9 protein-coding genes are annotated in these 12,837 nt (G+C 32.4%); 7 read left to right on the top strand and 2 right to left on the bottom strand.

Translation table 11 applies throughout. The features are described from left to right. Nucleotides 1–11: 11 nt before the first annotated feature. Nucleotides 12–4,205, bottom strand: a complete 4,194-nt coding sequence (locus V9L05_RS01040; RefSeq protein WP_338814020.1) for a T9SS type A sorting domain-containing protein — start codon at nt 4,203–4,205, stop codon at nt 12–14. A 489-nt stretch (nt 4,206–4,694) separates the two neighbouring features. Between V9L05_RS01040 and V9L05_RS01035 the strand changes: the two genes are divergently transcribed. The 3 genes from V9L05_RS01035 (at nt 4,695) to V9L05_RS01025 (ending at nt 8,220) form a co-directional block, all read left to right on the top strand. Then, entirely contained in the window at nt 4,695–6,419 is a 1,725-nt protein-coding gene (locus V9L05_RS01035) for a dynamin family protein (RefSeq protein WP_338814018.1), read from the top strand. A 192-nt stretch (nt 6,420–6,611) separates the two neighbouring features. Continuing rightward, nucleotides 6,612–7,364, top strand: a complete 753-nt coding sequence (locus V9L05_RS01030) for an SDR family oxidoreductase (RefSeq protein WP_338814017.1) — start codon at nt 6,612–6,614, stop codon at nt 7,362–7,364. Between the two features lie 355 nt (nt 7,365–7,719). Further along, nucleotides 7,720–8,220 (top strand): hypothetical protein, encoded by a 501-nt coding sequence (locus tag V9L05_RS01025; RefSeq protein ID WP_338791269.1) that lies wholly within the window; start codon nt 7,720–7,722, stop codon nt 8,218–8,220. A 374-nt stretch (nt 8,221–8,594) separates the two neighbouring features. Here V9L05_RS01025 and V9L05_RS01020 read toward each other — a convergent pair whose 3' ends face one another. After that, nucleotides 8,595–8,771, bottom strand: a complete 177-nt coding sequence (locus V9L05_RS01020) for a hypothetical protein (RefSeq protein WP_338814016.1) — start codon at nt 8,769–8,771, stop codon at nt 8,595–8,597. A gap of 83 nt (nt 8,772–8,854) precedes the next feature. Here V9L05_RS01020 and V9L05_RS01015 point away from each other — a divergent pair, with 83 nt between their 5' ends. The 4 genes from V9L05_RS01015 (at nt 8,855) to V9L05_RS01000 (ending at nt 12,634) form a co-directional block, all read left to right on the top strand. After that, nucleotides 8,855–9,595 carry an RluA family pseudouridine synthase gene (locus V9L05_RS01015; RefSeq protein ID WP_338791270.1) on the top strand — a complete coding sequence of 247 codons (741 nt, stop codon included), beginning with the start codon at nt 8,855–8,857 and terminating at the stop codon, nt 9,593–9,595. Between the two features lie 20 nt (nt 9,596–9,615). Continuing rightward, complete coding sequence (coaD, locus tag V9L05_RS01010; RefSeq protein WP_338791271.1) at nt 9,616–10,116, top strand: pantetheine-phosphate adenylyltransferase; 501 nt, start codon at nt 9,616–9,618, stop codon at nt 10,114–10,116. An 85-nt stretch (nt 10,117–10,201) separates the two neighbouring features. Next, a complete protein-coding gene (locus V9L05_RS01005) occupies nt 10,202–11,959 on the top strand; it encodes an ABC transporter substrate-binding protein (RefSeq protein WP_338791272.1) in 1,758 nt (585 codons plus the stop codon). 99 nt (nt 11,960–12,058) lie between these two features. Further along, nucleotides 12,059–12,634, top strand: a complete 576-nt coding sequence (locus V9L05_RS01000) for a YqgE/AlgH family protein (protein WP_338791273.1) — start codon at nt 12,059–12,061, stop codon at nt 12,632–12,634. Nucleotides 12,635–12,837 lie beyond the last annotated feature (203 nt).

Below are 12,837 nucleotides of genomic sequence, written 5' to 3'. Positions count from 1 at the left end.
AATTTTGAATTTTATTCTATCATAAATTTGAAGTTTTCTGCTCCAAAATCTGTTGCTATATTTAAAATATAAATTCCTTTTGAAAGTGTTTTTGGTAAATTAATAACAACAATTCCGTCAGATGCAGATTTTACTTCTATATTAGAGCTTACTTCTTGTCCTGTAATGCTCATGATTCTGAGTTGTTTTATCATTGAAGCGTCTACAAAACCACGCATATAGAGTTCTCTTCCAGCTTTATTTGGATTTGGATAAAGTGCTGGAGGAAGATTGTTTGTAGTACGTGTAACCGAAACAGCTTTTGTATTAGTCCATTTGCCATTATAATCTACTTGTTTGAGCCTATAATAGGCAGTTCCTAATAATGGTTCATAATCATTAAATAAATAATCGGTGCGCTCATTTCTAGTTCCTTTACCAACTACTTTTCCAATAGCTCTAAACTGTAAATCTTCTCCAGCACGCTCTACTAAGAAATAATCATTATCTAACTCAGTAGCTGTTGCCCAATGAACCACTACTTTTTTAGATAGATTTTCAGCATAGAGAGAAATAAGTTCTACTGGAAGAAGACATTCATCTATAAAAGTTGGTTGTCCATTATCGCTATAATCACACTCTCCATTTTCATATATAGAATTATCTGCTGCTGAATATTGAGGCAACGGATTTGCATTTCCATCGATATTACCCAATACATACATATTAAAATTACCTCCATTTACATTTATTGAGAAAGATAGAGTCTGTGTTGCTCCAGGAGCTAGTACAATACCTAAAGTTAATACATTCAAAATATTTGAATTAGAACTAAATGGATTTTCATCATAAAATGTAATTGGTGTACTTGCAGGCAAGTTTGCATCTCCATCATTGGTTACTGTTACAGAAATGATAATTTCACCAGTAGGGAGACAGTTTGAATAATCTACATCTCCACCTGAACTTGCAGGCGTAGCATCAATAGTTGTTATTACCAAATTTCCTGTTGGTGTAAGCGAATTATTATCTTTATCAAAAGAAGATACTTGTCTGATAAAAGAATTTAGAGGACCTGTTTGAGCAGGCGGACCTGCTATATATCCTGGTTGTATATGATTCTGTTGATTAGAAGGAATAGTAAGATTATCTTCTACATTAGTAATAAGATAAGTATGTTGATTCCACACAGGACGAGAACTAACCCAAGGACTACCCGAACCAGAGGCATACACAGTTACTCTACCAATAGCATTATCATCTGGTCCGTTTTGGTTTTGGGAAGTTACAATAAGTTCAGAAAGTCCATCCTTATCTACATCTGCTACAATTGGATACTCACTACGAGTACCTGATAGAGATACTACTCTCTCAACTACTGCTCCTGTTGCTCCATTAAAGATAATTACATCAGCTTCATCACTATAAATTACTTCTGAAATTCCGTCTCCATTAAAATCAAAGGTAGAGCCACTTGTACGGTCAGAAGTTTCGTCTGTAATTCCTACCCATTTTAAAGCAAGAGCAGGACCAAAAAATCCATCTGCATCCGAATCTGTTTCAATAGCATAAAGGCGATTGCGTCCTCCTACTACGACCTCTAACATTCTATCTCCATCTATATCTGCTAGATTAGGACGACCACCAATAGTTGTAACTTGTCCTCCATTTGTTAATTTAAAAGTTGTACCCATTTGTGCTTGTGTGCGTGGATTCCAAATAAAAATAGCTCCAGCAGCAGTACCTGTATTATCATATCCACAGGTAACCACATCTACACGTCCGTCATTATCCATATCAGCCACACTTGCACGTCCATCAGTAATATTAGCAGGTGCAGAAGAAAGTAAAGTAAGCGTACCTGCAGTTAGGTTTACAGCATATATTCTGTTTCCTGTAACAAGTTCTAAACCCTGACAATCTCCACCACAAGCAACACCAGTAGCAGGAACAATATCAGAAGGAGAAAAGACATCATAAGCTACTGGAAAAGCTGCTGTATTATCATTTGGATGATTCCCTGAACTCAAAGTATTATTTGGTGCAATATAGTTGGCTAATGTAACAGCATTATAAATGGCATTTCCAACATATACCTCTGGCACTCCATTTTGGTCAAAATCTGCTAGAGCAGGAGACATTTCTGAATGTCCTACAAGAACAGAAGATTGTGCTACCCAATTATTAGTAGATTGCGTTCCAACTGCTGGAAGGGCAGCATCGTATAATTGAAGAGTTGGATCAAACTCAAAGCGATATATTCTTCTATCATTACCCGTAACAAATATATCTCCATTACCATCACTATCCACATCAGCTAGAGCAAGCATACTAAATTTATTTGTAACAGGAGTAGGTATTCTCTGAAGTAATCTTCCATCATCTCCTGAATAAATATAAATGTAAGGACTACGAGCCTGTCCATTTTTAGGACCTGCTGTATAAGGTGTATCGTATGGGTTTTTAGCGACCACTTCTGAATGGATAGCATCATCTCCTGTGATTCCATTGGCTGCATATTCAGACCATGTATCAGGAACAACATCTCCAATAAATACGCCTCCACGTTGTTCTACTTCAAAATCTATATCATCAGTTTCAAACTGAATAGTAGTTGTAATATCTGGGTCTGGCGTATTAGGAAGAACACAGTCTGGTGGAACTTGTCCATAATAATAATCATCACAAGTAGAATCTGGAGTAGCAGAATTACCATTACAATCTCCATCATAACAATCTACTAAACCGTCTCCATCATCATCACAACCATTATTACATAAGCCTGCTTCTGAAGTAGGTATAGTAGTATCATTTACACCAATAGTAATTTGTGCGCCATCTATCTCACTAGCAGGAACTATAAAAGTAATTGTTTGAGCTAAGGCATTATATGTACCTGCTCCAAGGCGAGTATTGACTCCATTGATTCGTAAATAATATTCAGCAGCACTATTAACACAAGCAGGTGAAGCAAGACTCAAACCTCCTAGGTCAAAACTTACTTGTAGATCACCATCATTATTATTCACATCAGTAACTTCGACTAACCAAAGACGATTTGAATACTCTCCTGCACCCAAAGGGGTTGTGCCTACACCAGAGTTATGAGCCACAAATACATAATCTCTAATATCTTTGAAAAAATCTACATTTGCAATAAAAAAGCCTCCACTACTTTGTATATTAGAAGAAATTCTATCTCCTGTTAAGTTTGTTGTTTCTTGTCCTATTCCTATCATTTGACTTCTAAAAGAAGGATTTTCAGGAAACATATCATCTGTTGCTAGTGTAAAAGCATACTTAGTAGAAAAATAATTCTCTACTATCTTACGAGCTACATTCGAACCATTATTATAATAAGTAATTTCTCCAATACGACCATCAAAAAAAGTTCCTCCAGAAGTAGTTGGTGTTACATTTGTATTTGTCAAAGAAGCATTAGTAATATCAAATATTTTGGAAGTGCTATTTACTGCTCCAATACCTGTATCATCAGTATGAGCTGAAAAAGTTCCTACAGGTAATGATGTTCTAACGATATTATCACTGACACTCATTTGAGTTCCATTCAAAAAAGCTCTGAATGTATTAGTATAATTATTATCATAAAGTAGAGTTACAAGATAATCTGTATTAGCTGTAATTGTTTGTCTAAAAAAACGATAGCTTTCACCATTAGAAAATAAAGTGCTACCACCTCCCACATTAGGCCAAACAGCTCCATCATTCCAAATGGCTACATAAAGTACATTACCTAATAAATATATTCCCATTCCATTTGTTCCTCCACCTTCTTCATAAATAAATTGTAAAGTAGGAGAAACATCGTTTGCACGAAAAGTCAAAGTCAGTGCTTTTTGGTCATGAGTAGTGCTATTTATAGAATTGTCATCAGCCATTTGTAACCATTCTGTGTTAGCTCTATCAAAACGGACAGAAGCATTTGCATAAACACCTGTATTATTATAGTTTGGACGACGAGCAACAGTAGGCTGTGTAGCATCATTAGAACCTCCTACAACAAGGGCATTATCTATCCAAATCTGCACATCATTTCCGTTAGTTGGTGCTGGGTAGGGAAAAACTCCTGTGGTATAGGCTTGAGAAGGCAAAAACCAAAAAGGCATAGCATCTCCTCCCATGCCTCCAGGATAAAATTGTCCATAGCTCAAAGAGCTAAATCCAAAGTACAGACAAAATAAAATAAATAATAAAATTTTTCTCATGATAAATAATGTTTGTTATAGATTATATAAAAAATAAGAAGCAAAAAAAATATTCTTAAATGACAACAATGATTAAATTTATGCTAGTAGCTTGAAATATAACAAATTAATGAATAAGGATTAGTTTCAAAACCCAATTTATAGACTATTTGTTAAACCCATATATACTCCAAAATTTACGCCACTAATACAAAATAAAAATAATCATGCTGAAACTAGTTATTACAAAATAAGAAAAACATAAAAGTTTTGTAGAAAAAGCCTAAAATAAGGACATGTAAGCTAAGCTATTTTGATTCAAATACTCTTATTTAAATCAAAAATAACCTTTAAGCTAAACAAATAAAACTATCATTATTTTCATGTATTTGCCCTAATTACTAAATCAAATCTATGGTATTGTCTATCTTTTTTAGTAGCTTCGTAGGAACTTGTAGGAGTTATTTTTTAACCCAAACTCTCTTTTATTAAAAATACAAAAAACAATCAATGAAAAGCCGTATTATAGACAAACGTCTTCAAAAATTTCGTCTTCGTTTGGACGAAACAATCAAAAATTTACACAATCTCACTCAAGATATTCAGAGTAAGGAGCTTTCTAGTACGGTTAGTGAACTGCGCCAACGCATCAACGAACCCTATATGTTTGTAGTTGTAGGTGAAGTAAAGGCAGGAAAGAGTAGTTTTGTCAATGCACTTTTAGAAACTGAAAAAGACATTTGTAAGGTAGCACCAAACCCTTGTACGGATACAGTTCAGCAGATTTTATATGGTGAAGAAGAACAGATTATGGTAATGAATCCACACCTGAAAAAGATTCTTTTACCTGTTGAGATTTTAAAGGAGATTGCCATTGTTGATACCCCTGGAACAAATGCCATTTCGGAAGGACACCAAAAAATTACAGAAGATTTTATTCCTTCTTCTGATTTAATAGTTTTTGTCTTTGAGGCTAAAAACCCATATCGACAATCTAGTTGGGACTTTTTTGATTTTATTCATAAAGATTGGAGAAAGAAAATAATTTTTGTTCTTCAACAATCTGATTTATTAAATGAAGCTGATTTAAACACAAACATTGAAGGAGTACGAAAACATGCAGAGAAAAAAGGATTATTAGAACCTCAAATTTTTGCTGTTTCTGCTAAATTAGAACAAGAAGGAAAACATGAAGAAAGTAATTTTGCAGGAATAAGAGAATACATAAAAGACAATATAACAGGAGGACGTGCGCCACTTTTGAAGCTCAAAAATAATATTGATACTTCAAAAACTATTCTTTCAAGAATAAAAGAAGGGGTAAATCTTAGAGAAAAACAGCTTGAAGCAGATAGTAAATTTAGACTAGATGTAAAGAAAACACTCAACGATCAAGAAAAAAAATCCTTGTATCAAGTTGATGTTTTGATAGAAAATATTTTGGGTGCTTATGAAAATATCACACGAGAAACCGAACAAGAAATTAGTAAAGGATTAAATCCTATTAATTTGTTGGGAAAATCTTTTAAATCAATGCTTTCAGATAAAGAATCTGTAAAAGTGTGGTTTGAGCGTGTAGCACAAGATTTGGAACGCAATCTTACCAAAACCTTAACAGACAAACTTGGAGAAGGAATTACAGCCATTGCAGATACAATTCAGCAAATGGCAAAAATGATTGACTTACAACTCAATAATAGTCCAAAAATTTTGAAAGAAAATCATGCTATTTTTGGAGATATTGCTGACCGTAGAAGTAGAGTTTTACAAGATTTACAAACTGAATTTCACGAGTTTACCAAAGAAACTGAAAATTTTGTTCATAAAGATTTGTTTCCAAAAGACACCAGTTTTGCAACTGATTTTGCAGCAGGTGGAGGCTTGGCAATTGTAGGTGTTGCCTTGACAGTCTTGACACAAGGTGCAGTTTTTGATATTACAGGTGGAATTATTACGGCTGTTGGTCTACTTTTTACGGGCGTTACAGTAATGGTCAAAAAACAGAAGATTATGCAAAAATATATAGAGCAGATTAGCCAAGGAAAAAAAGCTCTCAAAGAAGAAATTTATCTAAAACTCTCTACTTACATTGCCAATCTAAAAAATCAAATCGACGCTAACTTCAAGGATTTTGATTTATTGATGGAAATGGAACAAAAACAAATCTTAGAACTCAAAAATCAATACGAAACAATTGATAGAGAATTAGAGAAAATTTTAGATGAGTTGATTTAGTTTTATAAAACACTCAATAAAGGTTATCACAGTTATTTTTGTATAACAGTCTTCCAGACTGTTAAATTTGATGAAATACTGTTTTTGATGTTCAGACTGGAAGTCTGAACTACCTTAATACAAACCGTGATAAGGTTTAATGATAATAATTATTCTCTTACAATTATTCAAATCCAAAAATAAAAAAAGAATATGATACTCGTAACTGGTGGAACAAAAGGAATTGGTAAAGCAATTTTAGAAAAATTTATGCAGAATGGGCATGATGTAATCACATGTTCAAGAAATAATGAAGAGCTTTTTGCGCTCAAAGAAGAATTAGAAGGCAACTATTCTACCAAAGAAAATCCTGTTGTTTTATATTATCGACAAGCTGACTTATCTAAAAAAGAAGATATTATTTCTTTTGGAGAATACGCAAAGAAAATCATTTTACTCAACGAGAAGGAAGCAAAAAAGGAAAATAGCACTACCAAAGGCTTTGAAGTAATGGTAAATAATACAGGTGTTTTTATTCCAGGGAAAATCTTAGAAGAAGAAGAAGGTAGTTTTGAAATGCAAATACATACAAATCTTTTTAGTGCTTATCATCTTACTCGTCTGTTAGTTCCTATTTTAGTAGAACGAAAAAGTGGTCATTTATTTAATATTTGTTCGACAGCAAGTATTACAGCTTATCCAAATGGAGGAAGTTATTGTATTTCTAAATTTGCACTTCATGGCATGACCAAAGTATTGCGTGAAGAACTCAAAGAACACAATGTAAAAGTTACTTCAGTTATGCCTGGCCCTACTTATACATCAAGTTGGGAAGGTTCGGGTTTGCCTCAGGAGCGTTTTATGCCTTCAAGTGATATTGCTGAATCTATTTTTTCTGCTTATTCACTTTCAAAACAAACGGTTATAGAAGAAATTATTATGCGTCCACAACTTGGAGATATTTAAAATACCACCTGCTATTTTCTATTATTCTATACCTGTTTTTCCACGATTAAAATCGTGGGTTTCATTTATTTATGCATTTCTTTGCATGTAAAACAGGTTAAAACCCTATTCAATTTATAATTTTGCCATTGTCGGTGTCTTCACCGACGATAGCAAAACATAAATAAGAATCATTTTTTCTATAATTTACGACTTTTTGTTTTGTATACTTAAAATACAACAAAACGTAGCGTCAAGTTTTTACTCAAACAGCTTCTAAAGTTTAATCTACAAGCAAAGACAAAAAACTTTATTTTTCAATTTCCGTATGCAAAAATAGAAATTTAGATTATTCTTTTACTCAAAAATTCACACAATGAACGCTCACTCTACACAAATTTTAGAACCTCATAGAATTACAGAAGCAAAACTTTTTTTACAGACCACTATTCCAGCAGCTACATCAAAACTTTTAGCTACAAAAAAACCTCATTGGGGAAAAATGACTCCTCAACACATGATAGAACATCTTTATACGGCTGTTATTGGCTCAACAATTATTAAAAAAACACCACCCATTCCTCCTAATTCTAATCAAGAAGCATTTAAAAATGCACTAATTTATTCATTAGAACCTATGGGTAGAAATTTAGATAATCCTGCTTTTCGTTTTGGATTACCAGACTATACAAATGCATCATTAGTTGAAGCAAAATCAAAATTATTATCTTCTTTAGAACGTTTTTTTGAAGTGTATCAAGGGAAAGAAGATGCTTACAATTTTAATCCTTTTTTAGGGGATTTACACGCACAAGAAACTTTAATTTTTCATTATAAACATTTTAAGCATCATTATACACAGTTTGGATTGATTTAAGAAAAGCAGGTTTTGAAAAAATCAATAGCAATCAGAATAAACATTCTCAAAATTAATTTAGTACTGTGTAACATAAATTATTTTGTATTTCTTTGCAGGTCAAACAGAGTTAAAACCCTGTTCAATTTATAAATTTTGCCATTTTCGGTGGCAACACCGACGATAGTAAAACACAAATAAATTTATGTAACACGGTATTTAGTAACCATAGAAGTTAGAAATTTTCTAGTATAACATGAACTCAGGATTGAAAACAAAAACAATCTTTTTATTTGTGGCTGCTCTACAAATGAGTTTTATGTTACTCATTTGAGGTGTCTGACAGTGAACAAAAATATCTAATACCGAGGTCACTTTAGTATAGAAAAGTAAGATTATTTTTGATTCCTAACTTTTTGATTATTACTATTTTGAGAAAATTTAATGGCTTTTGAATATAATTTATCTTGATTGAAGTCTAAATTGCTGTCAATCAAGATATTAAAAAAACGCATAGCTATTGTGTTTTTGTGTTTCAAGAAAGTAAAATCATCTAATTTTCGTATATCCATTTTTTTAAACAAATAATCTGTATTTTTGTGTGAATTTATTAAGCCGTTGTTGGTATCATTATCAATAACACAATTTATACAAAATGGCAATTACAGAAAAACCGTTCCGAGTTATCTACGAAGATAATCATTTACTTATCGTTAATAAAGCAGCAGGTTTGCTTTCACAAGGAGATAATACAGGCGATGATTCGTTAGTAGATGTAGCAAAAGAATATATTAGAGTAAAATATGACAAACCAGGAAATATTTTTTGTGGTTTGGTGCATCGTCTTGATCGTCCTGTAAGTGGCGTTGTTGTGCTTGGCAAGACTTCAAAAGGACTAGAACGTATGTCCAAACTTTTTAGAGATAGAGATATTAATAAAGTATATTGGGCAGTTGTCAAACGCAGACCTCCTAATAAAGAAGACAAACTTATCCATTACCTTGAAAAAGATTCAAGAACAAATACAACCCAAGCCTACGACCAGCCTCAAGGAAAAGCACAACGAGCAGAGTTGAAATATAGATATGTTGGAAAACTAAATATGTTTCATTTGTTAGAAGTTACACCTCTTACTGGAAGACCTCATCAAATTCGTGTTCAGTTGGCTGCAATTGGTTGTCCTATTCGTGGCGATGTAAAATATGGCTACAAAAAAGCTAATGAAGATGGGAACATAAATCTTCATGCACGAAGAATTAATTTTATTCATCCTGTCAAAAAAGAACCTTTAATTTGTGTGGCTGCTCTACCTCAAAATCCATTTTGGGAAGAATTCTTAACTTTAGATGATTTTCATATTAAAGACAAACAATTAGCATATTTGCATTCAATGTAGTCTCATCAAAAAAAGCTATTATGGAGAAAGAAAATAACACACAAACACAATCTAAACAACGTATTGCTATCTTTCCAGGTTCTTTTGATCCATTTACAAAGGGACATGAAGATGTTGTAAGACGTGGACTTCATCTTTTTGATAAAATTATTATCTCTATTGGATTTAATAGTACCAAAAAACGTTTTTTTCCTTTAGAAACAATGGAAAAAATGATACACCAAACATTTAAAGATGAAAATAATATTGAGGTACAAGTCTATTCTGAACTAACAGCACTTTTTGCAAAAAAAAATGGCGCAAGGTTTATTCTTCGTGGAATTCGGAATACTACTGATTTTGAGTATGAAACACCCATTTCACAAGCTAATAAACATGTAGATTCAGATATTGAAACTGTATTTCTGATTACTTCTCCTGAATATACCTTTATCAGTTCTTCTATTGTAAGAGAATTATATCGTTACGGACAAGATGTAAGCAAATTTGTGCCTTATCAATTACCTCCTATCAGTAAATAACAATCAACTACTAGTAAACAATTAATTTCTAAATCAGTAGTATTTTATTTCTAGTAGTTCATAATTCACCATTCACCAATTATTTATGCGTTTTACTTTATTTTTGAGTATAATAGCTAGTTTGCTATTTACTTTGCCCTCAGTATCTTCTTTTGCTCAAGTAGATTATAATAGTTATTACCAAAAAGGTAAAACAGAGCTTGCCAATAAAAATTATTCTGCTGCTCGTCAGAGTTTAGTTATGGCAATGCAAGAAAATCCTAGTAATAGTTTTTTCTTTCCAGCAAGTTATCTGTATTCGATGGCAAGCTACAAAGGAGGAGACCTTGCAACAGCTTATACAAAAATTAGTGAACTTTTAGTAAAAGCAAAAGATGCAAGTCTTTCTTCTGACCAGTTTCAAGAGATGCTTTATTTAGGTGGAGTAATTGCCTTCGAAAAAGACCAATCATTACAAGCCATGACGTGGTTAGAAGAAGTAAAAGGTTCAAAACTACGCACTGCTGTACAAAACTTAAAAGCTACTTTTTTACCCAAAAAATCAATTGCAGAACTTAAACTATTATATCAAAAATTCTCAAAAGATCGTACTTTATCAGAAGTTCTAGCTGATAAAATTGCAGATCAAAGAGAACTCTCAGAAGAAGATAAAAAATTATTGAAAGATATTGAGTTTGCTTATGGTTATACCTCACCTTATCAAAAAAAGCAATATTTAACACCTGATAAAATAATAAAAAAGAAAGAATATAATATAGCTGTAATGCTTCCTTTTAGGTTGCAAAATGAAAGTTCGGCTCGTGAAGTACAATCATTTTTAGATTTGTATGAAGGAATGAAAGTAGCACAAGAAGACTTAAAAAATGAAGGAATAACAATTAATTTATTGCCTTTTGATACAGAAAATGATGCAAATAATGTAAGACGTTTAGTAGGACTTCCTGCTATGAAAAATATAGATATGTTTTTTGGACCTTTGTATCCAACTACATTTCCTTTAGTTTCAGATTTTGCACAAACAAATGGTATCAATATGGTAAATCCTCTTTCTTATACTCCTGATGTAATTGAAGGAAAAAGAAACACCTATCTTTTTGAACCAAGTTATCATACACAAGCAAAAGCTGTAGCCAATTATTCTTTTGACTCTCTGAATGCAGATAAAGCATATATTATTTATGGAGATTCTCGTAAAGATTCTACATTAGCTTATGCTTATAAAAGAATAGTAGAAGAAAAAGGAGGAAAAATAATGGCTTTTGAAAAAGTTAGTGCTGGAAAAAGTACATTTAATAAAATAAATTCTATTTTAAAGCCAATAGCTTCCAAGCCTCCAAGATTAAGAGAAGGTGAAACATTCAAAAAACCAGAAGGAGACACAACAGCACATATTTTTGTTGCAAGTTCTGAATTAGCTGTGGCAGGTTCTGTAATCAGTGTTTTGAAAACATCTATGGTAGATATTCCTCTTTTTATAGATAAAGACTGGCTCAAATTTGACCAAATTGATATGAATGATTTTATGGATAGATCAGTATTTTTTATCTATACAGATTATGTCAGTCCTCTAAAAAATAAGGAGTTCGTTACAAAATATATCAACAAAACAAACCTTTTGCCTTCCGAATATGCGTATGTAGGTTACGAATCGCTTTACTTTTTTGGAAAAACGATGTATAAATATGGAGTAAATTTTGAAAGCCAATTACAAAAAGAACGTTTTAGAGATGGAAAAGTAATGATAGGTCAAAATTATTATGAATCAAAGGACAATCAACTTGTTCCTTTACTTCGTTTTGTAAATAATCGTTTAGAAATTGTAAATCATTTTTATAAAGATTAATATAATATACAATTGCTGCTTTACACTTTTCAATATCTTATTTCTTTTTACTTCGCTGTTGTTGGTGTCATGACTAACAACATCAAACTATATTTTTGAATGCAATTTTTTGATTCTCCTTTTAATGATGATAATGCCATACAAGCAGGTTATTTCTTGTTGGCAGAACCTTTACTAGACGACCCAAATTTTGATAGAACTGTAATTTTGGTGTGTCAGCATTCAGAAGAAGGTTCTTTTGGGTTAGTTGTCAATCGTCCGACTGAAATTAGTGTGAGTGAAGCCACCGATTTATTAGAAATTGAAAACAGGCTATTTGTAGGAGGACCTGTCGAACAAAACACGATGCACTTTTTACATACGCTTACTCAGCTTAAAGAATCCCTTATTATTTCAGATGATATTTTTTGGGGAGGAGATTTTGAGGATCTTCAAACACTTGCTTTAAAAGGCAAAATTACAGAACAAAACTGTCGTTTTTTTGTGGGATATAGTGGTTGGTCAGAATTGCAATTGGATGCTGAATTAGAAAATAATACGTGGATTATATCAAAAGTAAATCCTAAAATTATGTTTGAACACGAACCAGAACAGCTTTGGAGTGCAATTTTACAAGAAATGGGAGGTAAATATAAAATCTATTCAAATTATCCAACTGACCCACGTTTGAATTAATAGAAACCAACAAGGCATGTTCATAAAAAATATTTGTGTGTTCGTTTGCTCACAAACGAACTTTACGCTTCCTCAGAAGCGTGATATTTGTATGAATCACGCTTCTGAGGAAGCGTTTTATTCAGTTCTGAGGAACTTAACACACTGTTTTTATTTTTATGAACATGCGCTATAGAAACTGATAGCTTTCAAACTATCAGAAA

The sequence above is a fragment of the Bernardetia sp. Wsw4-3y2 genome (assembly GCF_037126295.1).
GTDB lineage: Bacteria > Bacteroidota > Bacteroidia > Cytophagales > Bernardetiaceae > Bernardetia.
The sequence above is the reverse complement of the archived record's forward strand: the minus strand, read 5'-3'. Positions and strand labels throughout refer to the sequence as shown.